27 protein-coding genes are annotated in these 21,891 nt (G+C 68.6%); 18 read left to right on the forward strand and 9 right to left on the reverse strand.

Translation table 11 applies throughout. The annotated features are described in order from the left end of the window. Positions 1–104: 104 nt before the first annotated feature. The 3 genes from ACFWQC_RS25845 to ACFWQC_RS25855 are packed head-to-tail and all read right to left on the reverse strand — an operon-like array spanning position 105 to position 2,780. Positions 105–1,022 (reverse strand): heme A synthase, encoded by a 918-nt coding sequence (locus ACFWQC_RS25845; RefSeq protein ID WP_378684887.1) that lies wholly within the window; start codon positions 1,020–1,022, stop codon positions 105–107. Then, the gene (locus ACFWQC_RS25850; RefSeq protein WP_355020794.1) at positions 1,019–1,810 is read right to left on the reverse strand and encodes an ABC transporter permease; all 792 of its coding nucleotides are present in this window, start codon (positions 1,808–1,810) and stop codon (positions 1,019–1,021) included. The genes ACFWQC_RS25845 and ACFWQC_RS25850 overlap by 4 nt, the downstream gene beginning before the upstream one ends. After that, the gene (locus ACFWQC_RS25855; RefSeq protein ID WP_378684892.1) at positions 1,803–2,780 is read right to left on the reverse strand and encodes an ABC transporter ATP-binding protein; all 978 of its coding nucleotides are present in this window, start codon (positions 2,778–2,780) and stop codon (positions 1,803–1,805) included. Before ACFWQC_RS25855 ends, ACFWQC_RS25850 begins: the two co-directional genes overlap by 8 nt. Positions 2,781–3,027: 247 nt before the next feature. Between ACFWQC_RS25855 and ACFWQC_RS25860 the strand changes: the two genes are divergently transcribed. The 4 genes from ACFWQC_RS25860 to ACFWQC_RS25875 all read left to right on the forward strand — a co-directional run bounded on the left by ACFWQC_RS25860 (position 3,028) and on the right by ACFWQC_RS25875 (position 6,931). Further along, positions 3,028–3,669 carry a glyoxalase gene (locus ACFWQC_RS25860; RefSeq protein WP_378684895.1) on the forward strand — a complete coding sequence of 214 codons (642 nt, stop codon included), beginning with the start codon at positions 3,028–3,030 and terminating at the stop codon, positions 3,667–3,669. Further along, on the forward strand, positions 3,635–4,105 hold the full coding sequence (locus ACFWQC_RS25865) for a PPOX class F420-dependent oxidoreductase (protein ID WP_378684898.1): 471 nt from the start codon (positions 3,635–3,637) through the stop codon (positions 4,103–4,105). The genes ACFWQC_RS25860 and ACFWQC_RS25865 overlap by 35 nt, the downstream gene beginning before the upstream one ends. Positions 4,106–4,230: 125 nt before the next feature. Next, on the forward strand, positions 4,231–5,436 hold the full coding sequence (locus ACFWQC_RS25870) for a PQQ-binding-like beta-propeller repeat protein (protein ID WP_378684901.1): 1,206 nt from the start codon (positions 4,231–4,233) through the stop codon (positions 5,434–5,436). A gap of 295 nt (positions 5,437–5,731) precedes the next feature. After that, entirely contained in the window at positions 5,732–6,931 is a 1,200-nt protein-coding gene (locus tag ACFWQC_RS25875) for an RtcB family protein (RefSeq protein WP_378684904.1), read from the forward strand. Between the two features lie 98 nt (positions 6,932–7,029). Here ACFWQC_RS25875 and ACFWQC_RS25880 read toward each other — a convergent pair whose 3' ends face one another. Together ACFWQC_RS25880 and ACFWQC_RS25885 are read right to left on the reverse strand one after the other, a co-directional pair. Beyond that, the gene (locus ACFWQC_RS25880) at positions 7,030–7,515 is read right to left on the reverse strand and encodes a GNAT family N-acetyltransferase (protein WP_378684906.1); all 486 of its coding nucleotides are present in this window, start codon (positions 7,513–7,515) and stop codon (positions 7,030–7,032) included. A 56-nt stretch (positions 7,516–7,571) separates the two neighbouring features. Beyond that, positions 7,572–8,168: a methyltransferase domain-containing protein gene (locus ACFWQC_RS25885; protein ID WP_378684909.1), complete on the reverse strand. Its 597-nt coding sequence runs from the start codon at positions 8,166–8,168 to the stop codon at positions 7,572–7,574. Positions 8,169–8,237: 69 nt separating this feature from the next. Here ACFWQC_RS25885 and ACFWQC_RS25890 point away from each other — a divergent pair, with 69 nt between their 5' ends. Continuing rightward, entirely contained in the window at positions 8,238–8,621 is a 384-nt protein-coding gene (locus tag ACFWQC_RS25890) for a hypothetical protein (protein ID WP_378684912.1), read from the forward strand. A gap of 123 nt (positions 8,622–8,744) precedes the next feature. On the opposite strand, the gene ACFWQC_RS25895 is transcribed toward ACFWQC_RS25890, so the two are convergent. From ACFWQC_RS25895 to ACFWQC_RS25905, 3 genes are all read right to left on the reverse strand, one after another. Continuing rightward, on the reverse strand, positions 8,745–9,077 hold the full coding sequence (locus ACFWQC_RS25895; protein WP_378684915.1) for a Type 1 glutamine amidotransferase-like domain-containing protein: 333 nt from the start codon (positions 9,075–9,077) through the stop codon (positions 8,745–8,747). Beyond that, positions 9,047–9,442 carry a hypothetical protein gene (locus ACFWQC_RS25900; RefSeq protein WP_378684918.1) on the reverse strand — a complete coding sequence of 132 codons (396 nt, stop codon included), beginning with the start codon at positions 9,440–9,442 and terminating at the stop codon, positions 9,047–9,049. The genes ACFWQC_RS25895 and ACFWQC_RS25900 overlap by 31 nt, the downstream gene beginning before the upstream one ends. A gap of 66 nt (positions 9,443–9,508) precedes the next feature. Then, positions 9,509–10,231, reverse strand: coding sequence for a hypothetical protein (locus ACFWQC_RS25905; protein ID WP_378684921.1), 723 nt, complete (start codon positions 10,229–10,231; stop codon positions 9,509–9,511). A 101-nt stretch (positions 10,232–10,332) separates the two neighbouring features. Between ACFWQC_RS25905 and ACFWQC_RS25910 the strand changes: the two genes are divergently transcribed. From ACFWQC_RS25910 to ACFWQC_RS25940, 7 genes are all read left to right on the forward strand, one after another. After that, on the forward strand, positions 10,333–11,064 hold the full coding sequence (locus ACFWQC_RS25910; RefSeq protein ID WP_378684924.1) for a helix-turn-helix transcriptional regulator: 732 nt from the start codon (positions 10,333–10,335) through the stop codon (positions 11,062–11,064). Continuing rightward, positions 11,061–12,479, forward strand: a complete 1,419-nt coding sequence (gene sufB / locus ACFWQC_RS25915) for a Fe-S cluster assembly protein SufB (protein ID WP_378684927.1) — start codon at positions 11,061–11,063, stop codon at positions 12,477–12,479. The genes ACFWQC_RS25910 and sufB overlap by 4 nt, the downstream gene beginning before the upstream one ends. Then, positions 12,479–13,660, forward strand: a complete 1,182-nt coding sequence (sufD, locus tag ACFWQC_RS25920; protein ID WP_378684930.1) for a Fe-S cluster assembly protein SufD — start codon at positions 12,479–12,481, stop codon at positions 13,658–13,660. The genes sufB and sufD overlap by 1 nt, the downstream gene beginning before the upstream one ends. After that, entirely contained in the window at positions 13,657–14,415 is a 759-nt protein-coding gene (gene sufC, locus ACFWQC_RS25925; protein ID WP_378684932.1) for a Fe-S cluster assembly ATPase SufC, read from the forward strand. The genes sufD and sufC overlap by 4 nt, the downstream gene beginning before the upstream one ends. A gap of 114 nt (positions 14,416–14,529) precedes the next feature. Beyond that, entirely contained in the window at positions 14,530–15,783 is a 1,254-nt protein-coding gene (locus ACFWQC_RS25930) for a cysteine desulfurase (protein WP_378684935.1), read from the forward strand. Beyond that, entirely contained in the window at positions 15,783–16,235 is a 453-nt protein-coding gene (gene sufU, locus ACFWQC_RS25935) for a Fe-S cluster assembly sulfur transfer protein SufU (protein ID WP_160022635.1), read from the forward strand. The genes ACFWQC_RS25930 and sufU overlap by 1 nt, the downstream gene beginning before the upstream one ends. Positions 16,236–16,405: 170 nt before the next feature. Then, positions 16,406–16,741 carry a metal-sulfur cluster assembly factor gene (locus tag ACFWQC_RS25940; protein ID WP_160028798.1) on the forward strand — a complete coding sequence of 112 codons (336 nt, stop codon included), beginning with the start codon at positions 16,406–16,408 and terminating at the stop codon, positions 16,739–16,741. A gap of 84 nt (positions 16,742–16,825) precedes the next feature. On the opposite strand, the gene ACFWQC_RS25945 is transcribed toward ACFWQC_RS25940, so the two are convergent. Then, on the reverse strand, positions 16,826–17,167 hold the full coding sequence (locus ACFWQC_RS25945) for a WhiB family transcriptional regulator (protein WP_378684939.1): 342 nt from the start codon (positions 17,165–17,167) through the stop codon (positions 16,826–16,828). Between the two features lie 312 nt (positions 17,168–17,479). Here ACFWQC_RS25945 and ACFWQC_RS25950 point away from each other — a divergent pair, with 312 nt between their 5' ends. From ACFWQC_RS25950 to ACFWQC_RS25975, 6 genes are read left to right on the forward strand one after another with little or no spacing between them, the layout of a single operon-like run. Beyond that, complete coding sequence (locus tag ACFWQC_RS25950) at positions 17,480–18,745, forward strand: dicarboxylate/amino acid:cation symporter (protein ID WP_378684942.1); 1,266 nt, start codon at positions 17,480–17,482, stop codon at positions 18,743–18,745. 25 nt (positions 18,746–18,770) lie between these two features. Further along, positions 18,771–19,421, forward strand: coding sequence for a maleylpyruvate isomerase family mycothiol-dependent enzyme (locus ACFWQC_RS25955; RefSeq protein ID WP_378684945.1), 651 nt, complete (start codon positions 18,771–18,773; stop codon positions 19,419–19,421). Between the two features lie 39 nt (positions 19,422–19,460). Next, positions 19,461–20,306: a GNAT family N-acetyltransferase gene (locus ACFWQC_RS25960; protein WP_378684948.1), complete on the forward strand. Its 846-nt coding sequence runs from the start codon at positions 19,461–19,463 to the stop codon at positions 20,304–20,306. A 25-nt stretch (positions 20,307–20,331) separates the two neighbouring features. Continuing rightward, positions 20,332–20,865, forward strand: coding sequence for an ASCH domain-containing protein (locus ACFWQC_RS25965; protein ID WP_378684951.1), 534 nt, complete (start codon positions 20,332–20,334; stop codon positions 20,863–20,865). A gap of 37 nt (positions 20,866–20,902) precedes the next feature. Beyond that, positions 20,903–21,265: an MmcQ/YjbR family DNA-binding protein gene (locus ACFWQC_RS25970; protein WP_378684954.1), complete on the forward strand. Its 363-nt coding sequence runs from the start codon at positions 20,903–20,905 to the stop codon at positions 21,263–21,265. 9 nt (positions 21,266–21,274) lie between these two features. Further along, the gene (locus ACFWQC_RS25975) at positions 21,275–21,889 is read left to right on the forward strand and encodes an acVLRF1 family peptidyl-tRNA hydrolase (RefSeq protein ID WP_378684957.1); all 615 of its coding nucleotides are present in this window, start codon (positions 21,275–21,277) and stop codon (positions 21,887–21,889) included. Positions 21,890–21,891 lie beyond the last annotated feature (2 nt).

A 21,891-nucleotide genomic window follows, 5' to 3' on the forward strand; every position in this document is an offset into this window, starting at 1 on the left:
GTCCCCTGGAGCGCTCGCGGGGACCGTGTTGGTCTCGACACGCCTACGCCTAGCGGCTCCGGCGGCTCGACCAGCGGAGGGAGGCGGTGAGCGGGCTCGGCGGGTCAGGCGGAGTGGGCGCGGGTGGAGACGAGGACGCGGGCGAGGCCGGCGGAGACGAGGGCGGCACCGAGCATGTGGAAGCCGACCAGGAGGACGGGGAGGTCGGTGAGGTACTGCACCCAGCCGATCAGGCCCTGGGCGAGCTCGATGACCAGCAGGACGATCGTGACCTGACGGACGTACGCGTTCTTGCGGCCGAGCCACAGCGTGACCAGGGTCGCGGCGATGAGCGCGTAGACGGCGTAGGCGTGGATGTGGGACATCAGGGCCGGGTCGAGGCCGGTGCGGCGGGACTCGAGGTCGCCGGAGTGGGGGCCGGAGCCGGTCACGACCGTGCCGAGCCAGAGCGTGACCCAGCCGACGACGAGGGTGACCACCGAGGCGATGCGTACGTTGCGCGGCGCGGCCTCACGCACTGGCGAGCGGATCTCGTCGAGCAACCAGACGCACACGCCGACCATCGCCATCGAGGCGAGCAGGTGCAGCGCGACGACGTAGGGGTTGAGCTGGCTGAGGACGGTGATCCCGCCGAGGACCCCCTGGAGCGGGACGCCGAGGGCGATGATGATCGCCAGGTTGCGGATGACCCCTCGGCGGTTCCAGACGGCGATGACGACCGTGATCGCGATCGCGGCCAGGACGTAGGTCAGCAGCCGGTTGCCGAACTCGATGACCCCGTTGATCCCGAGCGCCTCGTGAGCCACGTAGGACTCCTCGGTGCACTTGGGCCAGGTGGGGCAGCCGAGGCCAGAGCCGGTCAACCGGACGACACCGCCGGTCACCACGATCCCGATGTTGGCGATCAGGTTGGCGATGGCCAGCCCGAACGCGTGGGCGCGGAGCCAGGCGAGGACCCTGTCTTTGGCTGAGGGAGCCTTGGCCGAGGGAGACGGGCCGGTGGCGGGTTCGGTGGAGGTCATTCCCACTTGAAGGTCCTAGCTGTGAGGGTGGAGCCGAGAACGGCCCAGATCAGGAGTACGCCGAGGTCTCGCCAGGCCGGGACGCCGTCGAGGAAGGCGGTGCGTACGGCCTCTCCGAGCGCACCCGAGGGAAGCCAGCGAGCGACGTCGCCGTAGGCGCCGTAGGCCGTCAGGGGCAGCACCACGGCACCGCCGGCCAGGAGGAGCAGGTAGATGAGGTTGGCCGCGGCCAGGGTCGCCTCGGCGCGCAGCACGCCGGCGACGAAGAGCCCGAGCGAGGCGAAGGCCAGGGTGCCCATCGCGATCGCGAGGAAGAATGCGAGGACGGTGCCGAACCCCGCGGCCGGGGTCCAGCCGAGGATCTGGCCGACGGCGCCGATGACGAAGAGCTGCACGAGCTGTACGCAGCCGAGCGCGAGCACCTTGCCGGCGAGCAGGCCGATCCGGGGGAGCGGTGAGGCACCCAGGCGCTTGATCACCCCGTAGCGCCGCTCGAACCCGGTCGCGATCGCGAGGCTGGTGAACGAGGTCGACATGATCGCCAGGGCCAGGACGCCCGGGGTGAGGAGGTCGACCAGGGCCCGATCGGTGCCGAGATCGAGGTCGATCGCGTTGCCGGCGGTGACGCCGCCGACCAGCACCATCACCGGGATCACGACCGCCAGGAGGAGCTGCTCGCCGTTGCGGAGCATCAGCTTGGCTTCCATCAGCGCCTGGGCGACCACCTGCCGGGTGATCGGGGCGCCGCCGGGCTTGGGGGTGAAGGTTCCCGTGGCCACCTCAGACATGCTCGACCCCTTCTGTGAGATCGACCCCGCCGGTGAGATCGAGGAAGACATCTTCCAGGGAGCGCCGACCCAGGGTCAGCGACTCCGGGAGGACGTCGTTCTCCTCGCACCAGCGGCTCACCTTGGAGAGCGTGGTCGGGTCGGCCTTCCCGGTGACCCGCATCGAGCGTTCGTCGAGCAGGGTGACCTCGGTGTCCTCGCCGAGCGCCTTGCGCAGCGACTCGCGGGCGCCGGGCGGGAACGGCTTGGTCACGACCAGTCTCACGGTGGCGGTCGCGCTCATCCCATTTCCTGGGCCGCGGGTGAGCTCGAGCGGAGTGCCCGAGGCGATCATCCGGCCGCGGTCGATGATGTGCACCTGGTCGGCCAGCTCCTCGGCCTCCTCCAGGTAGTGCGTCGTCAGCACGACGGTGACGCCGTCGGCGCGCAGCTCGCGCAGCAGCTGCCAGGTCGTACGCCGCCCCTGCGGGTCCATCCCCGCCGTCGGCTCGTCCACGAACACCAGCTCCGGACGGCCCACCAGCGCCATCGCCAGCCCGAGCCGCTGCTGCTGCCCGCCGGAGAGCCGCCGGTAGGGCGTGCGGCCGCATTCGCCCAGGCCGAGCCGCTCGGCCAGGTAGTCGACGTCGAGCGGGTGCGCGTGCAGCCGGGCGATGTGCTTGAGCATCTCCATGGCGCGCACGCCGCTCCAGGCGCCCTGCCCCTGCAGCATCACTCCGATCCGGGGGAGCAGCTGCTTGCGGTCGGCGATGGGATCGAGCCCGAGGACGCGTACCGTCCCCTGCTGGGGCTTGCGGTAGCCCTCGCAGGTCTCCAGGGTCGTCGTCTTGCCGGCACCGTTGGGCCCGAGAACGGCCGTGATCGAGCCCTCCGCGACGCTCAGCGTGAGTCCGTCGACGGCCGTCTTGTCGCCATAGGTCATGCGCAGGTCGCGTACCTCGACAGCGGGCCTGGCGACGGAAGAGTCCACGGCGGCAGTCTAAGAAGGCGTACGCCACCGGCCCAATCGCGTAGGTGCGATCCTGTGGATTCTTAGGTGCCTATAAGGACGTTGGCCGCCCAACTCCCACCGAAGGACGGCCAACGCGGGGATGAGACGGGATGCCCCTAGGCCTATGACGCGGTGTCTCAGACACAGTTTCTGCTCAGGAGATCAACAAGCAAGGCGGTCAGGAATCGAGAAGCCTCACGGGCCTCGGGATTCCTAAGGTCAAGACATGTTCACACTTGAGACCATCACCATCGACGCAACCGACGCCACGGACGCCCAGGCGTTCTACGAGAAGGCCTTCGGGATCACCGACCAGATCTCCGTACGCCAGGGCCCGGGCACCGGCACCGGCCGCCCATTCACGATCTCCCTGGTCGTGAGCCAGCCCTCGACGGTCGACAGCCTCATCGACTCCGCGCTCACGGCCGGGGCCACGACGCTCAAGCCGGTCGAGAAGTCGTTCTGGGGCTACGGCGGCATCGTCCAGGCCCCCGACGGCTCGATCTGGAAGGTCGCCACCTCGGCGAAGAAGGACAACGGCCCCGCCACCCGCGAGATCGACGACATCGTCCTGCTCCTCGGCGTCGCCGACGTCAAGGCGAGCAAGCGGTTCTACGCCGAGCGCGGGCTCGGCATGAAGCGGAGCTTCGGCGGCAAGTACGCCGAGTTCGAGGCCGCTCCCGGTGCCGTCCAGCTCGCGATCTACCCCCTGCGCGCCCTGGAGAAGGAGACCGGTGTCGCGGTCGACCCGGCCGCTGCGTACGGAATCGTGCTGGGCGGCGGCAGCGAGGCCTTCACCGACCCCGACGGGTTCACCTGGCAGGCTGGGGACCATGGCACGCACGATCGCGACGAACACGACCGTTGATCTCGAGGGGCTCCTGGAGTTCGTACGTCCCCGCCACCAGATGATCCTGGTGACCAGCCGAGCCGACGGGTCCCCGCAGCTCTCGCCGGTCACCGGTGGCGTCGACGACGAGGGGAGGATCGTGATCGCGACCTACCCCGAACGAGCCAAGACCCGCAACGCCCGCATCCGTCCGCAGGTGAGCGTGATGGTCCTCTCCGAGGAGTGGAACGGCGCCTGGGTCCAGGTCGACGGCGAGGCCGAGGTCCTCGACGCGGCGAGCGGTGGGGCAGCGCTGGACGCCTTCGTCACCTACTTCCGCAACATCTCCGGCGAGCACTCCGACTGGGACGAGTACCGCCAGGCCATGGTCGACCAGGGCAAGTCCCTCCTCCGCATCACCCCCAAGCGCTGGGGCCCGGTCGCCACCGGCGGTTTCCCCGCCCGCCTCGGCTGACCTCGCGCCGCGGTTGTTCGCGCCGTCTCGACCGAAGGGCTGACCGCATCTGCGGTTGACGAGGCGGTCGACGGACATCCGGAAAGCAGGTGCCGGATAGTAAAGAGACCCCTACCTTGGCCCCCATGAGAGTTCAGCGGGCGTCCGTGATGGTGGTCGTGCTGGCCGGCGCGATGCTCGTGAGCTGTGGGGAGGGGTCGGGTTCGGCGCTCACCGAGAAATGGTCTCGACCGGGCGGTCCGCAGAGCGAGTTCCTGTCCTCCGGATCCTGGACGGCGACCGACGAGCTGTGGATCTACGCCAACATCGACGACTCCCGGATCGAGGCCGTACGCCTCGCCGACGGCAAGGAAGCCTGGCACCTGCCTCTGGAGGAGAACGTGTGCGAGATCTCGCCGGTGAACGAGGAGGATCTCGTCGCAGTGCGTGACCATTCGTCGGGATCGCACGGCTGCAACCGGGTCACGGTCGTCGACACCTCCGACGGCGAGGCCCTGTGGTCGGCGACGTTCGGGTCGATCGGCGGACGATCCGAGGGCGGCGGCATGGTCGGGCTGACGGAGGCGACGGTGTCGGTCACGACCGATTGCGCGATCGAACGCTGGGAAGCGGTGAGCGGTGATCGCCTGGCGCCTCTGAAGGCTCGCGACGGCGCCGCCGAGCTGGGCTCCTTCGGATGCCGGGTGGCCGCCACCGGCCACACTGCTCTGATTCCCGAGAGGGACGGCCTCAGCGGCCTCGACATCGACACCGGACAGCGCGTGTGGAGCGTCGCCGGCGACAGTCCACAGGTGGGCCGCGTCTATGCCACCGATCCGATCGTCGCCGACGTCTGGATCGAGGGGGCGCAAGGTGTTCGCACGATCGACTCTCGCACCGGTCAGATGGGGAAGATCGTCGGCCGGTCCCTGGACGCTGCCGCTGCCGCTGCCACGCCGACGCTCGGGCTGGCCGACGTCGTGGGAGACCGGATCGTCGGCGCCTATGGCGAGGAGCTGTCCGGGTCCGACGCTGCCGCCAACGGCGCCGCTCGAGCGTGGGATCTGGTCTCGGGGACGGAGGCGTGGAGGCGGGCGAGCGAAGCCGGCGACACCTTCCTGGGAGCTGACGAGAAGGGCCTCTACATCGGTCGCGACACCGGGTCCGAGGCCGCCGGCTACCGCGTGATCCGTCGCGATCTCGATGATGGCTCCGACGAAGTCCTCGGCACCGTCGGGACCGGTCCCACCGTGGTGACGAGGGTCGGTGACCTGCTGCTGGTGGGTAGTGCCGACGCGACGAGTGGGGACGTCGAGACGACGGCGTACCAGCTGCCCTCGCAAGGAAGCTGAGGAGCTGGTTGGCGTAAACCAGTGGCACCAGACGTACGCCGCTGACTACCGTTTCCGCCACACGAGCACGCGACGAGGAGATGAGCATGCGCAGGTCGGTCGAGATCCGCTACGCCGCCGGGAAACCCGGTCAGGCGAGTGAAGCCAGCCTGCGGTCCGACCTCCGCTCGGACCGCATCGGCCAGGAGCCGCCGACGCGCTGAGTCACAGCGCATCCCGTTGAGGGGCCGCTCCTGCCGAGACACCCGGCCGGAGCGGCCCTTCCGCATGCCCGGCCACGACCTGAGGAAAGAAGATGACGAACGAGTTCCCCATCGCGCTGGCTGGTGCGACGGCCGAGACCCTGATGTGGGCCCGTCCGCACGAGGTGGAGCATGCCGCCCAGGACCAGTTGCGCAACATCTCCAAGCTGCCCTGGGTGCACGGCGTACGTGTCATGCCGGACGTCCATCTCGGCAAGGGCGCCACGGTCGGCTCCGTGGTCGCGATGAAGGACGCCGTCTCACCGAGTGCAGTCGGCGTCGACATCGGCTGCGGGATGATGGCGGTCAAGACGTCCGTCACGACGAGCGACCTGCCCGACGACCTCGGCACGCTGCGTTCGGCGATCGAGGAGGCGGTCCCGGTCGGATTCCAGGCCAACGACGGCCAGGCCGGCGTCGTCCGCAAGGACTTCCGGCTGAAGGTCGCCTTCGACAAGCTCTTCGGCGGCTTCGAGGAGTTGCGTGCGCCTAAGCTGGGCGACCGGCACAAGCGGGCGGTCGCACAGTGCGGCTCGCTCGGCGGCGGCAATCACTTCATCGAGCTGACCTCGGACGACGACGGCGTGATCTGGCTGATGCTGCACTCCGGTAGCCGCAACATCGGCAAGGAGATCGCAGAGCGGCACATTTATGCGGCCAAGGGGCTCGAGCACAACCTCGGCCTGCCCGACCGGGACCTGGCGGTCTTCCTGGCCGGCACCGCGGAGATGGACGCTTACCTGCACGACCTCTACTGGGCGCAGGACTACGCCAAGCTCAACCGGCGGATCATGATGGCCACTGCCAAGAGCGTCTTTGCTCGCTTTTTCCCCGAGGTCGTGTGGGGCCAGGAGGTCAACGCCCACCACAACTACGTCGCTCGGGAGATGTACGACGGCGTCGACCTGGTGGTTACCCGCAAGGGCGCGATCTCGGCCAAGTCCGACGAGTTCGGGCTGATCCCCGGGTCGATGGGCACCGGTTCGTACGTCGTGCGCGGGCTCGGCAACGAGGCGTCCTACTGCTCCGCCTCCCACGGGGCGGGCCGGAAGATGTCGCGTAGCAAGGCGAAGAAGATCTTCAGCGTCGCCGACCTGGCCGCCCAGACCGAGGGCGTCGAGTGTCGCAAGGATGCCGGCGTCGTGGACGAGATCCCCGGTGCGTACAAGTCGCTGGAGAGCGTCATCGAGGCCCAGACCGATCTGGTCTCGGTCGAGGCCCGCCTCCGCACGCTCCTGTGTGTGAAGGGCTGAGGTTGTGAAGCTGAGAGTGGCCTATAGGTCACTCTCAGCTTCACAACCCTCGGGCGGGCCATCGTGAGGGTTGTGGACGGCCGGGCCGCGGCAGGGCCTCACCGCACCATACGGAGCTCGGTCAGGTCGAAGCGGTCGTCGACCACCTCGACGCCGTCGGGGGCGAAGTCGTTGCGGGTGTAGAACCGCATCGCCCGGTCGTTTCCCTTCGCGACATAGAGCTGAGCTGGGGTGCCGGGCGAGATGGCGGCGTCGAGGAGCGCCTGACCGATGCCGGTGCCGTGCTGGTCGGCGAGCACGTAGAGCGCCCCGAGCTGCAGGTGACGGGAGTCGTCGATGTCATGCTGACGCCACGCCGGCAGCGCGGTCACGAAGCCGACGATCCGGTCGCCGACGACCGCGACCAAGGTCGGGTTCGGCGCGGCCAGGAGACTCTGCCAGCGGGTCACCCGAGCGTCGAGCGTGTCGGTCTCCCAGTGTGAGGCGGGAAGCAGGCCGGAGTAGGTCTCCACCCACGAGGTGTGATGGACATACGCCACCCTCTCGGCATCATCGGCCCGGATCGGTCGCACCTCGAAGTCCATGAGCGGCAACGTACGTGGCGTGCGCTCGTCGCCGCATCCGGGTTTTTGGAGTCGAGTCAGCGGCGCTGCCAGATCCCGAGGCGGTGGCTCCAGGGCAGCCGCGGGTTCAGCCGGCGCGGCTCGGAGAGGTGGACCAGGTCGAAGTCGGGGCCGAGGGCGCGGGTCATGTCCTCGGGGACGTACGTCCATGGCGGGCCCGGCTCCTCGCTCGGCCGGTCGATCGGGAAGACCCCCGAGGCGACCCGCCCGCCGGGGCGTACGGTCGCGCGGGCGAGGTCGCCGACGCGGCCGCGCCAGGCGGGCGGCAGCGCGCAGAAGAAGGTGTGGTCCCACATCAGGTCGACCGGTCCGCCGGTCGCGGCCAGGACGACGTCGACGTCGAATGCGTCGCCGACGACGTAGGTGAGGTCCGGGTAGTGCTCTGCTGCGTGGGCGGCCGCCGTGGGCGATACGTCGACAACCGTCGTACGCCATCCGGCAGCCGCCAACCCCGCCGCGTCGTGTCCCCGGCCGGCACCTGGCGCGAAGGCGGTGCTGGGCTCGCCGAACAGCGCGGCGTCCTCCTCGATGTACGCCAGGGGCGCGCCGAGGTCCCAGCCTGTCGTGCCGCGGACGTACGCTCTCTCCCAGTCGGTGGGGTCGTTGACGGTCATGGGCCACAGTCTCTCTGACCGGCGCCCGGACGGTTCCATGTGCCGGCGTCGGCCGGTACGCTTTCGAACATGAGATCGACTGGCGGCGCGTCCCGGCGTGACGTACCGCTGCCGTTCGACATCGCTCCGGATGCGTTGCCCGCGCCCGTCAAGCGATCATCGGCGCCTGCGCCGGAAGAGGGGACGCAGGTCTACCGTCTTGTCGGCGCCCATCTCACCTCTCGCGGCCTCCCGCCGGGCTCCGACCTGATGATCAACCCCCGCCGACCCAAGCGTGGCGAGGTGGCGGTCGTACGCTTCGGCGGCCGCACCAGAGTCGGTGTCTTCGACCTCGAACGCGGTCGCGCGGTCCTGCGTTCAGATCGCGGCACCCGCTGGCTGCCGCCCGACGCCGTCCACATCGGCGTCGCCGCCCTCGTCTCCCCGACCCTCGACGGGATGCCGACGGGCTGATCCCTCATATCTGTCGGTGCCGGGTGAGGATGTGGCGCCGGGTCTCGATGTTGCCGAGGGCGATCACCGTCTACGACAGTGATGTTGAGGGTGGAGATGCTCTCGCCGGCACCTCCCTCTGCGTCAAGGGTTGAGGTCGTTCAGCTTCAGCACTCGACCCTCGCCGACCGTGGTCACCACCGGGGCGTCCGCGCCGGTGATCAGAACGGCGGAGGCGTCGTCGACGAACCAGATCGGGTGCGTCGCCGATGCGGCCCGTTCCCGGGCCCACTCCTCGGTGCGCTCGGGCATCACGCTCGGAGCCAGGTGCGGCTTGAGGTAGACGTCGAGCAGGGGCAGAGGAGCGGTGGGTGCCGTGCCGGTGACAGCGGCCTCGCCGGCATCCCCGAAGACAGCGACCCCATCAGCCAGATGGCGGCTCCAGATCATCGAGCCGGCGCTCTGTCCGACGTACATCTTCTCGCGGCTGACCTGCTCGAACAGCGGCGCCAGGCCGTTGCGCTCGATCGCCGCGGCAGGACGTACTGGTTCCCACCCTGCACATAGACCACGTCCGCCGCCTCGAACCTTTCGCCGAGGTCCGGCGTGGGGGCTGCGACGTCGACGAGGTCGATCGACGTCCAGCCGAGGCCGGCCAGGTGGGCGAGGCTGTCGATCAGCCACCGCTTGTCGCCGTCGGAGCCCAGCGTCGCGGTCAGCACCACCAGCAACCGGCACTCCGCGAGCGGCCGGTCGACCAGATCGGTCAGCGTGTGCAGCAGTGTGTCGTTGCAGATCCCGTTGGCGGTCAGCAGCATCCGTCGGCCACGTGGTTCGAGCATGGCGCAGGGTATCGGCGGCCACTCCACCTTGCGCCGCGACGTCGCTTCGGCTGGCAGGAGCAGCCATCAGTCGTCCGGGGTGGTGGTCCACCAGACGGCAGCGCCATGCGCGCGGATCTCGAGTGTGTCGATGGTGTGACCGCGATGCCCGACAACCTGAACTCGTTCCAGCACATGGGCCGGCACCTTGGGCCAGGTCTCAGGAATGTCAGCGAGTGTTGGGCGGGCCAGCGGAGTAACAGCAGCGTCGGCGATTGCCTTCGCGAGGGCATGGGGTCGTCGGACATTCACAGTGCCGACCAGTCCCGGGTAGTCGAGGTGATCGACGATGAGATCGAGGATTGGGCCACTGGCGTCGGAGGCACTCCAGATGTAGGCCGGAACGCGACGGGTGTCCCTGGTGGCGACCCCCTCGCGAAGGATTCGAACGGCATCCGACGGGGACAGCGCTGTCTGCCATGGGGTGAAGCCGCCGTACGGGTCGAAGATCTCATTGGCGGCTGGTGCATAGACCATCAAGCTGTCAGAGCCAATGCCTCGACGTGCCCCGCCAACGCTGCCGTTGCCTCGGCCTGGACGATTCGTCCCGAGCCGCAGCACCCACATGCTGAACGTCGGATACAGGCGGCCAAGCTCAGAGTCGGTGCGGAGCAGAGGTATGAGGGCGCTGGCCCACGTGTTGCCATCCGTGCTCGCGGTATCTGCCTCTGCCCGGTCCCAGAAGTAGGTGTGCCACTCGTCTTCCGAAGCGTTGACGTGCGGTTCCTGTGGCTGCGGGGGAGACGTCATGGAGATGAAACTAGCCAAACTGGTGCCTGCGGGCCGGGTCTTGAGGCAAGTAAGGGTTGCCTTCGTTGAATCGCCTGGGGGAATAACGTCACAATGGTGTTGTGAAATTCGACGAGAGCACTCTGCAGCCCGCAGAGACCAGCGAGGAGAGCACCCGCCAGCGGGTCGCTCGCTCGCTGCTCGTCGATGGTCCGCAGACGGCTGCGACGCTGGCCAAGCGGCTCGATCTCACGCCGGCCGCGGTCAGGCGCCACCTGGAGGCCCTGGCCGAGGAGGAGGCGGTGGAGCAGCGCGAGCCGCGCATCGCCTCCACGCGTGGGCGAGGCCGCCCGGCCAAGCTCTTCGCGCTCACCGACCAGGGTAGGGACGGCTTCGAGAAGAAGTACGACGACCTGGCGGTCGAGGCGCTGCGGTTCCTCTCCGAGGTGGCCGGCGAAGAGGCCGTGCGGGAATTCGCGGAGCGCCGCGCGGCGTTCATCAAGCAGGGACTGGACCGGATCGCCGCCAGCGAGACGGACCTCAGCCCCGCGCAGGTGCTTGCGAACGTGTTCACGGCCAACGGCTACGCGGCCTCCGTCAGGGAGTTGCCGCTGATCAACGGCCACGACGCAGGTGAGCAGCTGTGCCAGCAGCACTGCCCGGTCGCCCACGTCGCCCAGGAGTTCCCCGAGCTCTGCGAGGCGGAGACAGAGGCGATCGCGAAGCTGCTCGGCACCCACGTACAACGCTTGGCCACCATCGCCCACGGCGACGGAGTCTGCACGACGCACATCCCTCCTGGATCCTCCGGTCCCGGCGAAGTTTCGAAGAAGAAGGAGCAGGTCACGACATGACCTCCATCGAGGAGCTCAACCCCGAGCTGAAGGGCATCGGCAAGTACGAGTTCGGCTGGTCCGACTCGGACGTCGCCGGTGCCGCGGCACAGCGCGGTCTCAACGACGCCATCGTCCGCGACATCTCCGGCAAGAAGTCTGAGCCGCAGTGGATGCTCGACCTGCGCCTGAAGGGCCTCAAGCTCTTCGGCCGCAAGCCGATGCCCACCTGGGGCTCCGACCTCTCGGACATCGACTTCGACAACATCAAGTACTTCGTGCGCTCCTCCGAGAAGCAGGCCACCTCGTGGGAGGACCTGCCCGAGGACATCAAGAACACCTACGACCGGCTCGGCATCCCGGAGGCGGAGAAGCAGCGCCTGGTCGCCGGTGTCGCCGCGCAGTACGAGTCGGAGGTCGTCTACCACTCGATCCGCGAGGACCTCGAGGCCCAGGGCGTGCTCTTCCTCGACACCGACACCGCGCTCAAGGAGCACCCGGAGATCTTCCAGGAGTACTTCGGCACGGTGATCCCGGTCGGCGACAACAAGTTCGCCGCGCTGAACACCGCCGTGTGGTCGGGTGGCTCCTTCATCTACGTGCCCAAGGGTGTCCACGTCGACATCCCGCTGCAGGCCTACTTCCGGATCAACACCGAGAACATGGGCCAGTTCGAGCGCACCCTGATCATCGCCGACGAGGACTCCTACGTTCACTACGTCGAGGGCTGCACTGCGCCGATCTACCAGTCCGACTCGCTGCACTCCGCGGTCGTCGAGATCATCGTGAAGAAGAACGCCCGCGTTCGCTACACGACCATCCAGAACTGGTCGAACAACGTCTACAACCTGGTCACCAAGCGCGCCGTCTGCGAGGAGGGCGCGACCATGGAGTGGGTCGACGGCAACATCGGCTCCAAGGTCACCATGAAGTACCCGGCGGTCTACCTGATGGGTGAGCACGCCAAGGGCGAGACGCTCTCCATCGCCTTCGCCGGCGAGGGCCAGCACCAGGACGCGGGCGCCAAGATGGTGCACGCCGCCCCGAACACGTCCTCGTCCATCCTGTCGAAGTCGGTGGCCCGTGGCGGCGGTCGTACGTCCTACCGTGGCCTGGTCCAGATCAACGAGGGCGCCCACGGCTCCAAGTCGAACGTGCTCTGCGACGCCCTGCTGGTCGACCAGATCTCGCGATCGGACACCTACCCCTACGTCGACATCCGCGAGGACGACGTCTCGATGGGTCACGAGGCGTCCGTCTCGAAGGTCTCCGCCGACCAGCTGTTCTACCTGATGTCCCGCGGCATGGCCGAGGACGAGGCGATGGCGATGATCGTGCGCGGCTTCGTCGAGCCGATCGCCAAGGAGCTCCCGATGGAGTACGCCCTCGAGCTCAACCGCCTGATCGAACTGCAGATGGAAGGAGCGGTCGGCTGATGACCGCAGCTGTACAGGAGGCCCTGGAGCTCGACAAGGTCGAGTCCCACCTCCACCCCGAAGGCTCGTTCGACGTCGAGGCGCACGAGGTGCCGAAGGGTCGCGAGGAGATCTGGCGGTTCACCCCGCTCAAGCGCCTCAAGGGCATCCACAACGACGCCCCGTTCGCCGACGGTGCGACCAAGGTGGAGGTCGAGGCGGCCGCGGGCGTGACCGTCGAGACCGTGGCGGCCGACGATGACGTACGCGGCAGCTCGGGTCTGGTTCCGACCGACCGCGTCTCGGCGCGGGCCTGGGCGGCCAGCACCGGCGCGACCGTCGTGCGGATCCCGACCGACACCGTCGTCGAGGGCGCGACCGTGATCCGCCACTACGGCACCGGCTCGGAGACCGCCGGCGCCGGTCACGCGGTGATCGTGGCGGAGAAGTTCGCCAAGGCGACCGTCGTGCTGGTCTTCGAGGGCTCTGCCGTCGTGGCCGACAACATCGAGATCGTCGTCGAGGACGGCGCCGACCTCACCGTCGTCTCCGTCCAGGACTGGGCTGACGACGCCGTCCACCTCTCCACCCAGCACGCCAAGGTCGGCCGCGACGCCAACCTCAAGCACGTCTCGGTGAGCTTCGGCGGCGACGTGGTGCGCCACGACTTCTCGGCGGAGTACTCCGGCCCCGGCGGCTCCGTGGAGTCGCTCGGCCTCTACTTCGCCGACGCCGGTCAGCACATCGAGCACCGTCTCTTCGTCGACCACACCGCCCCGAAGACCAAGTCCAACGTGGTCTACAAGGGCGCGCTGCAGGGCGAGAAGGCCCACGCGGTCTGGATCGGCAACGTGCTGATCCGCAAGGAGGCCGAGGGCATCGAGACGTATGAGGAGAACCGCAACCTCATCCTCACCGACGGTGCCTGGGCCGACTCCGTGCCCAACCTGGAGATCGAGACCGGCGAGATCGAGGGCGCGGGTCACGCGTCGGCGATCGGCCGCTTCGACGACGAGCAGCTCTTCTACCTGCAGAGCCGCGGCATCTCCGAGACCGAGGCCAAGCGCCTGGTCGTGCACGGCTTCTTCAACGACCTGATCCGTCAGATCGGTGTCCCCGAGCTCGAGGAGAAGCTGACCTCTACTGTCGAGGCCGAGCTCGCCAAGAACATCAACACTCTGATCACGAAGGACAACGCATGAGCACGCTTGAGATCAAGGACCTCACGGTCTCGGTCGACACCGAGGACGGTGCCAAGGAGATCCTCAAGGGCGTGACCCTTACGATCAACTCCGGCGAGACCCACGCGATCATGGGCCCCAACGGCTCGGGCAAGTCGACGCTTGCCTACTCGATCGCCGGCCACCCGAAGTACACCATCACCGGCGGCACCGTCACCCTCGACGGTGAGGACGTCCTGGAGATGTCGGTCGACGAGCGCGCCAAGGCCGGTCTCTTCCTGGCGATGCAGTACCCCGTCGAGGTCCCCGGCGTGAGCGTGGCCAACTTCCTGCGCACCGCGAAGACGGCGCTGGACGGCGAGGCCCCCAAGCTGCGTACGTGGGTCAAGGACGTCAACGGTGCGATGAACAAGATGCACCTGGACCCGACCTTCTCGCAGCGCTCGGTCAACGAGGGCTTCTCCGGTGGCGAGAAGAAGCGCCACGAGATCGCCCAGCTCGACATCCTCGACCCGGCCTTCGCGCTGCTCGACGAGATCGACTCCGGCCTCGACATCGACGCGCTCAAGGTCGTCTCCGAGGGGATCAACGACTTCCGCGCCCGCGATGGCAAGTCGGTCCTGCTGATCACCCACTACACCCGCATCCTGCGCTACATCAAGCCTGACCACGTGCACGTCTTCGTGGCCGGCCGGATCGCGGAGTCGGGTGGCCCGGACCTGGCCGAGGAGCTGGAGGCCAACGGCTACGAGAAGTACGCCCCGGTGGCGCGATAAGCGGCACTGGGCGGCGTTGTCGTCGCTCGACGGCCCGCTTCGCTCAAAGGCCGCCTTCGCTCCTCCGCCTTGCCCAGCACCACTTCTCGCGCCCCCGTTGAAAGGAAACTAATCATGGAAGGACTCCTTCCCGACCTGGATCTGGTCCGTAAGGACTTCCCGATCCTGGAGCGCACCTTCGACGGCGGCGAGACCCCGCTGGTCTACCTCGACAGCGCCAACACCTCGCAGAAGCCGCAGATCGTGATCGACACCATGGTCGACCACCTGGAGCGGCACAACGCCAACATTGCCCGGGCGATGCACCACCTGGGTGCCGAGGCGACCGAGGCGTTCGAGGGGGCGCGCGACACCGTCGCGCGCTTCCTCGGCGCGCCCGAGCGCGACGAGGTGATCTTCACCAAGAACGCCTCCGAGGCGCTCAACCTGGTTGCCAACACCGTGCCGCTGGCCGCGGGCGACGTGGTCGTCACCACCGAGATGGAGCACCACTCCAACATCGTTCCGTGGCAGCTCGCCACGCAGCGCGCGGGTGCGACGTTGAAGTGGTTCGGGCTCACCGACTCCGGTGAGCTCGACCTGTCGAACATCGACGAGCTGATCACGCCGGCGACCAAGATCGTCGCGCTGACCTGGGTCTCCAACATGCTCGGCACGGTCAACCCCGTCGCCGAGATCGCCCGCAAGGCTCACGAGGTCGGTGCGCTGGTCGTCGTCGACGCCGCACAGGCTGCCCCGGTGCTGCCGATCGACCTGGCCGGCATGGCCGAGGAGGAGCGTCCCGACTTCCTCGCCTTCACCGGTCACAAGGTCGTCGGTCCGACCGGCATCGGCGTCCTGTGGGGCCGGCGGGCCGCGCTCGAGGCGCTGCCGCCGTTCCTCGGTGGTGGCGAGATGATCGCCACGGTGTCGATGGAGAAGTCGACCTACGCGCCGATCCCGCACAAGTTCGAGGCCGGCACCCCGCCGATCGCCGAGGCCGTGGGTCTCGGTGCGGCGCTGGAATACCTCATGCACCTCGGCATGGAGAACGTCCACGCCCACGAGCAGGCGATCACGGCCTACGCGCTGGAGCGCCTCGCGACCGTCCCGGGCGTGAGCGTGCTCGGCCCGGCCGACGCGGCCAAGCGCGGCGGCGCGATCGCCTTCGAGCTCGACGGCGTGCACCCGCACGACGTGGCCCAGGTCCTCGACTCCAAGGGCGTCGCCATCCGTGCCGGGCACCACTGCGCCAAGCCCGCCCACCAGCGGTTCGGCGTACAGGCCTCCAACCGGATGTCGTCCTACCTCTACACCACGCCCGCCGAGATCGACGCGCTGGTCGAGGGGTTGGAATACGTACGTAGCTTCTTCAAGTTGGATGAGTGATGACTGCCGCGAACCTCGAGAGCATGTACCAGGAGATCATCCTGGACCACTACAAGAACCCGCACGGGAAGGGTCTTCGTGACCCCTTCGAGGCGGAGGTTCACCACGTCAACCCGACCTGCGGTGACGAGATCACGCTGCGGCTCCACGTCGACGGCGGCAAGATCGAGGACATCTCCTACGACGCCCTCGGCTGCTCCATCTCGCAGGCCTCGGCCTCCGTGCTCAACGACCTGGTCGTGGGCAAGACGGTGGACGAGGCGATGGTGATCCACGAGGAGTTCCTGCGGCTGATGCAGGGCAAGGGCCAGGTGGAGCCCGACGAGGACATTCTGGAGGACGGCATCGCCTTCGCGGGCGTCGCCAAGTTCCCCGCCCGGATCAAGTGCGCGCTGCTGTCGTGGATGGCCTGGAAAGACGCCGCCGCGAAGACTGTCGCCGAGGAGAACTGATGACTGAGACCGACCACGCTGAGCACAATCACGCGGGACACGACCACGCGGATCACGACCACGCGGATCACGACCACGCGGATCACGACCACGCGGATCACGACCACTCCGGTCATGACCACTCGGGCCATGGCCATGGCCACGGTCACGAGGCGCCTGAGTGGCAGGGGATGCGTACGTCCACGGTCGAGGGCGCGAGCCTGAAGATCGAGGACGTCGAGGAGGCGATGAAGGACGTCGTCGACCCCGAGCTCGGCATCAACGTCGTCGACCTGGGCCTGATCTACGGTCTGCACATCGAGGACCACTCCAACGTGGTCATCGACATGACGCTGACCTCGGCGGCCTGCCCGCTGACCGACGTCATCCAGGATCAGACCTCGCAGGCATTGGAGGGCATGGTCAACGACGTGCACATCAACTGGGTCTGGATGCCGCCGTGGGGCCCGGACAAGATCACCCCCGACGGCCGCGAGATGCTGCGCGCTCTCGGGTTCAACGTCTGAGGGTTCGCTCGACATGGGAGTCCTGAGGCGGTGTCCTGAGCCTGTCGAAGGGTCACTGGTTGACCTCAGGACTCCCACGTCATTTCACGCGACGCGGCGGGCGCGCGCGATCGCTTCCTGGCTGCGCTTGTAGGGCTTCCGCCCCGGAGTTCTGGGGGTGTCCCGCGGCTTGCCGCTCTCCAGGAGCACACCGCCCCAGACTCCCCACTCCCGCCGGGCGGTCCCGAGCTCGAGGCAGATCTTCCGCATCGGGCAGGTGGCGCAGACCTCCTGCGCCTCGGCGAGCTGGGTGAGGTCCTCGGGATGGAAGAGCTCCGGGTCCTCGCCCACGCAGGCCCACTCGTTGGTCCGGGGAGTCGGATTCTTGAGCGTCAGCTCATAGGTCTTCGAGCTGTTGCCCTCTCCGAAGAGTGTGATGATCTCCATCTCGTTCACCTCCTGGTGATGCTGCTGGACATGAGAAAGGGCCGCTTCCGATTCGATCGGAGCGGCCCTGGTGGATGCGGTGAGCACCTACGTTCGTTGCGGCTCCGAGCGCGCAAACTCCACGTCCTGGACCGGTCGGCCCAGGTGCTTGCAGATCGTCGTCTCGCGCATGACATCAATGGTATTCACCCCGCCCCAGCCGGGACCACTGGTTTGTCGCGGGAAACGTGCCGGTGACGACGACTTAACCGGCGGCGTACGCGGCCTCGTTAGCGTCCGGGAGCCAACGCCCCCTGACGCTTAGGAGACCCGATGAAGGTCTTGAAGTCCCCAGCCGTCCTGATCCTGGTCGGCGCGGTCGCCGGCATCGTCTTCGGCCTGGTGGTGGGGGAGTGGGCGGCGAACCTCAAGTTCGTCGGTGACATCTTCATCCGGCTGATCCAGATGTCGATCGTCCCGCTGGTCGCCTCGTCGGTGATCGTCGCGACGGGCACGATGACCGGGGCGGGCGCCGGCAGGCTGGCCGGGGCGACCTTCGGCTGGATGCTGGGGTTCGCGGTGGTCGCAGCCTTCGTCGGCTGGGGGCTCGCCGAGCTGTTCCAGCCGGGTTCGGGGATGCGCTACGACGGCGAGCTGGACGCGACTCTGACCGACTCGGCCGCGGCGACCGCGGTCGGCTGGCAGCAGACCGTGACCGGCTTCGTCTCCACCAACGTGGTCGAGGCGATGGCCACCGGCGCGATGGTGCCGATCATCGTCTTCGCCCTGATCTTCGGGCTCGCGCTCAACCGCTACACCGCGATGAACGGCCCCACCGTCGTGCTCACCTTCTTCGAGCAGATCCAGGCGATCGTCCTGCTGATGATCAGGTACGTCATGTTCCTGGCGCCCATCGGCGTCTTCTGCCTCCTCGCCGATCTCGCCGGCCGCGTCGGCTTCGGGGTGGTCACCACCGCGCTCGCCTACCTGGGCACGACCCTGGCCGGCGTGGTGATCATCTCCGCCCTCTACGTCGTCGTGGTCGTCGCCGTCACCCGGCTCAACCCGTTGCGCCTGCCCGCGAAGCTCGCCGAGCAGACCGTCGTGGCCGTCACCACGACATCGTCGGCGGTCACCTTCCCGACGGTACTGAAGAACGCCGTCGAGAAGTTCGGGATCTCGAAGCGGGTCGCGGACTTCACGCTCTGCCTGGGGATGACGATGGGCTCGTGCGGCGCGGTGCTCAACTACACGATCGTGGTGCTCTTCCTCGCCCAGGCCTCCGGCGTCTCGCTCTCCCCGGGCGACATCGCGCTCGGGATGGCGCTCGCGGTACTGCTCAACATCGGCACGATCACGGTGCCCGGCGGGTTCCCGGTCGTCGCGATCTTCCTGGCCACGTCCCTGGACCTGCCCATCGAGGCTGCCGGCCTGCTCATCGCGGTGGACTGGTTCACCGGGATCCTGCGTACGTTCCTCAACGTGAACGGAGACACCATGGTCGCCCTGCTGGTCGCGCACGGCGCGGATGAGATCGACCGGGACGTGTACGCCGGGACGAAGCCGGTGGTGGAGCCTGTCGCGGAGGCTGCGGCCTGACACGATGGGCTGACACGATGGAGGCATGGACGTAGCCGCCCGCACCGCAGCCAACCGCCGCCTGCTCGCCGACTTCTTCGACGGTCTCGACGAGTCCCAGCTGGAGACGCAGAGCCTCTGCTCGGCCTGGACTGTGAGGGAGGTGCTGGGGCACAGCGCGATGCCGTTCTCGGTCGGGATCGGGCGGCTGCTGTGGCGTACGTTGCTGGCCAGAGGCTCCATCGACCGGGCCTCGGCCGCGATCGCCGAGGAACAGGCGCGACGGCCGGTCGCCGAGCTGACCGGGTTGCTGAGGACGTACGCCACCAAGCGGGTGCCGGCACCGGGCGTCGGTCCGATGGGGCAGTTCACCGACCACTGCGTCCATCTGCGGGACTGCGCCCGGCCGCTCGGTCTCGACACCGACGTCCCGCTCGAGGACTGGCGCGCGGTGCTCGACTGGCTGCCGACCAAGCAGGCCTCGCTCGGGGTGGTCCCGGCCGGACGGCTCGACGGGCTCGCGCTGCGCGCGACCGACCAGGACTGGTCCTGGGCCGCGGCCGACGGTTCGAGCGAGGAGGTCGCCGGCCCCAGCGAGGCCCTGGCGATGGCGCTCTCCGGCCGGGCGGTCGCATTGGCGGATCTCGACGGACCAGGGGTGGCGACGTTGGGGGAGCGGATCGGCCCAGCCCGGTAGACCCAGTCCGGTAGACCCAGCCGGGTAGGCTCCGCTGACGTGGAGGCTCCCGGTCGGATCTGGTTCGGGTACATCGCCGCGGTGGGCATCGCGGTGATCGGGCTGTTCACCCTGGATCCGCTGGCGTTCGGACTGGCCGTCGCCGTGCTGGTCGCGACGGTGCTGGGGGAGTGGTACCGCGGTCGCCAGGCGGCCTTCGCGGCTGCCCTCGGCGCCGTCGACCTTGCGGACCTGGTCTCCCGGTGGGCCCGCGGCTGGGCGTACGCGCGGGGCTTCCCACGTCCCACGGCGATGCCAGGAGGCGTACGCGTGGAGGTGGGGCAGCCTGGGCGCCGGGTCGAGTGGGTGGCGACCGACGAGGCGGACACGCTCGCCGGGCTCGTCGACACTGCCCGGGCCACGCCGGAGGCGTGGTTGTCGGTGGTGACCGAGTCACCGGCGGGCGTACGTCCCTGGTTCGTGGAGGCCGGGCTGGTGGCCAACGCTGGCGAGGAGGCGCTGATGTCGATCGACCTCGCCGACCACGCGTCCCGGGCTGTCCCGCAGGGCTACCGCGCCGAGGTGGAGCGTGACGGCGGCGTCTTCACCGTGACAATCAGCGCGGGCGAGGCTGTCGCGGCGGGCGGGAGTATCGCCGTCATCGGCGCCGACGCCGTCGCCGACCGGATCCAGACCGAGCCCGACCACCGGCGCCGCGGTCTCGGCGGCGCGGTGATGAGCCTGCTCGTCTCGGCCGCCCGGGAGGCCGGTGCGGTCCATGGCCTTCTGGTCGCCAGCGAGATGGGCGAGCCCCTCTACGCCGGCCTCGGCTGGCGCGCCGAGGCACGCCTGGTGACCGCGCGATCAGCCACGCCGCGTACCTCCGTCGAGTCCCGGCACGGCTAGCGCCAACTGTGGTTGAGTGTCGCCTATGAGCGACGACGCCGTCATGGCCCCCGACAACCCTGAGCAAGAGGCAGAGGTTGCTGCATTCTGGGAGGACGTGAAGCATCACGCCCACCTCAGCGCCGCGCCGGGCTACTTCGGTGCGTCTCCGCTGGAAGCGTTGCAGCCACCGGCCTGGGCCTTCGGCGGCACGCCGGAGGAGGCGGACGGGCTGCTCGAGCTCGTTCTCGAAGGGGTGAAGACGGCGACTGCCACTGCTCAGTGGGACTTCGAGAGCGGAGACGAGCCGTTCCCGACCGTGGGTGGCATGAGCATCATCCTCGACGGGTCCGGTCACCCGCGGGCCCTGATCGCCACCACCCAGGTCGATGTCGCCCCGTTTCGTGAGGTCCCGGAGGAGTTCGCGCGGTTGGAGGGCGAGGGCGACCTGTCGCTCGAGTACTGGCGCGAGGTTCACGAGCGTTTCTTCACCGAGTTCGCCGGTCCCGACCACGAGTTCAGCGAGGACATGCCGGTCGTGATGGAGCAGTTCGAGCTCGTCTGGCCGAAGCCCGAGTGATCGAGCGAAGTCATCCGAGAAGTCGGATGATGGGTGCATGACACCGGCCGAGCTGACCGAGCGGGTCCGGGGGATCTGCCTCGGGTTCCCGGAGAGCACCGAGCGCGTCAGCCATGGCGCGCCCGGGTTCTTCGTGAAGAAGCAGTTCGTGATGCTGTGGCCGCAGGGACATCACGGGCGCGACGAGCCGCATCTGTGGGCGGCCGCTGCGGCGGGGGTGCAGGCCGAGGTCGTCGGTGACGATCCCGAGCGGTTCTTCGTACCTCCCTACGTCGGTGGCCGCGGTTGGCTCGGCCTGCGGCTCGACGGCGACGTCGACTGGGACGAGGTCGCCGAGATCTGCGAGGACGCCTATCGCCACATCGCGCCGCCTCGACTGCTGCGTGGCCTGGACCGGTAGCGTACGGACATGCCCAACGTCGCCGTCCCGGTCGCTCGGATCCAGCGCTGGCTCGACAACTTCGCAGGGCGCCACGGCGACACCCGGCTCGCGGTCGACTCCGGTGCGCTGACCGGTGCCGCGGCCGACGGGTCCTCGTTCATCGCGGCACTGCCGTTCGAGAAGACGTACGCCGGGCCGGCCGAGGTCGAGGCGTTCATCGCCGCCTCGGCGGCCCCGCAGGACTGGGGCCTGCTGCTGGTGCGCAAGGGCGGCTTCGCGATCGCCCGGATGAGCGGCGGCGAGATCGCTGACCACAAGATCGGGCGGCGGCACGTCCAGGGGAAGACCAAGGCGGGCGGCTGGAGCCAGCAGCGCTTCGCCCGGCGCCGGGCCAACCAGGCCAGCGCTGCGTACGAGGCGGCGGCCGAGCACGCGGCCCGGATCCTGAACGGGCTCCGGGGCCCGCTGGTCACCGGCGGCGACCACGGCGGCGTCGACGACGTGCTCGAGGACCGGCGACTGGCGTCGCTCGAGGTGACCGGACCGTGGCTGGCCGTGCAGGACCCCAACCGGGCGGTGCTGGATCAGGCCATCGAGGAGGCCCAGAAGGTGCGGATCGAGGTCCTCAACGCCGACAGCTGACG

The organism is Nocardioides sp. NPDC058538, from assembly GCF_042719275.1.
Lineage (GTDB): Bacteria > Actinomycetota > Actinomycetes > Propionibacteriales > Nocardioidaceae > Nocardioides.

Coding starts and splice junctions, on each gene's coding strand:
- ACFWQC_RS25890 (WP_378684912.1), top strand. CDS start 8,238: ATGAGATCGACTGGCGGCGCGTCCCGGCGTGACGTACCGCTGCCGTTC.
- ACFWQC_RS25900 (WP_378684918.1), bottom strand. CDS start 9,442: ATGCTCGAACCACGTGGCCGACGGATGCTGCTGACCGCCAACGGGATC.
- sufC (WP_378684932.1), top strand. CDS start 13,657: ATGAGCACGCTTGAGATCAAGGACCTCACGGTCTCGGTCGACACCGAG.
- ACFWQC_RS25880 (WP_378684906.1), bottom strand. CDS start 7,515: ATGGACTTCGAGGTGCGACCGATCCGGGCCGATGATGCCGAGAGGGTG.
- ACFWQC_RS25870 (WP_378684901.1), top strand. CDS start 4,231: ATGAGAGTTCAGCGGGCGTCCGTGATGGTGGTCGTGCTGGCCGGCGCG.
- ACFWQC_RS25875 (WP_378684904.1), top strand. CDS start 5,732: ATGACGAACGAGTTCCCCATCGCGCTGGCTGGTGCGACGGCCGAGACC.
- ACFWQC_RS25965 (WP_378684951.1), top strand. CDS start 20,332: ATGAGCGACGACGCCGTCATGGCCCCCGACAACCCTGAGCAAGAGGCA.
- ACFWQC_RS25970 (WP_378684954.1), top strand. CDS start 20,903: ATGACACCGGCCGAGCTGACCGAGCGGGTCCGGGGGATCTGCCTCGGG.
- ACFWQC_RS25940 (WP_160028798.1), top strand. CDS start 16,406: ATGCGTACGTCCACGGTCGAGGGCGCGAGCCTGAAGATCGAGGACGTC.
- sufU (WP_160022635.1), top strand. CDS start 15,783: ATGACTGCCGCGAACCTCGAGAGCATGTACCAGGAGATCATCCTGGAC.
- ACFWQC_RS25975 (WP_378684957.1), top strand. CDS start 21,275: ATGCCCAACGTCGCCGTCCCGGTCGCTCGGATCCAGCGCTGGCTCGAC.
- ACFWQC_RS25865 (WP_378684898.1), top strand. CDS start 3,635: ATGGCACGCACGATCGCGACGAACACGACCGTTGATCTCGAGGGGCTC.
- ACFWQC_RS25895 (WP_378684915.1), bottom strand. CDS start 9,077: ATGTACGTCGGACAGAGCGCCGGCTCGATGATCTGGAGCCGCCATCTG.
- sufD (WP_378684930.1), top strand. CDS start 12,479: ATGACCGCAGCTGTACAGGAGGCCCTGGAGCTCGACAAGGTCGAGTCC.
- ACFWQC_RS25850 (WP_355020794.1), bottom strand. CDS start 1,810: ATGTCTGAGGTGGCCACGGGAACCTTCACCCCCAAGCCCGGCGGCGCC.
- ACFWQC_RS25885 (WP_378684909.1), bottom strand. CDS start 8,168: ATGACCGTCAACGACCCCACCGACTGGGAGAGAGCGTACGTCCGCGGC.
- ACFWQC_RS25950 (WP_378684942.1), top strand. CDS start 17,480: ATGAAGGTCTTGAAGTCCCCAGCCGTCCTGATCCTGGTCGGCGCGGTC.
- sufB (WP_378684927.1), top strand. CDS start 11,061: ATGACCTCCATCGAGGAGCTCAACCCCGAGCTGAAGGGCATCGGCAAG.
- ACFWQC_RS25845 (WP_378684887.1), bottom strand. CDS start 1,022: ATGACCTCCACCGAACCCGCCACCGGCCCGTCTCCCTCGGCCAAGGCT.
- ACFWQC_RS25905 (WP_378684921.1), bottom strand. CDS start 10,231: ATGACGTCTCCCCCGCAGCCACAGGAACCGCACGTCAACGCTTCGGAA.
- ACFWQC_RS25955 (WP_378684945.1), top strand. CDS start 18,771: ATGGACGTAGCCGCCCGCACCGCAGCCAACCGCCGCCTGCTCGCCGAC.
- ACFWQC_RS25860 (WP_378684895.1), top strand. CDS start 3,028: ATGTTCACACTTGAGACCATCACCATCGACGCAACCGACGCCACGGAC.
- ACFWQC_RS25930 (WP_378684935.1), top strand. CDS start 14,530: ATGGAAGGACTCCTTCCCGACCTGGATCTGGTCCGTAAGGACTTCCCG.
- ACFWQC_RS25945 (WP_378684939.1), bottom strand. CDS start 17,167: ATGGAGATCATCACACTCTTCGGAGAGGGCAACAGCTCGAAGACCTAT.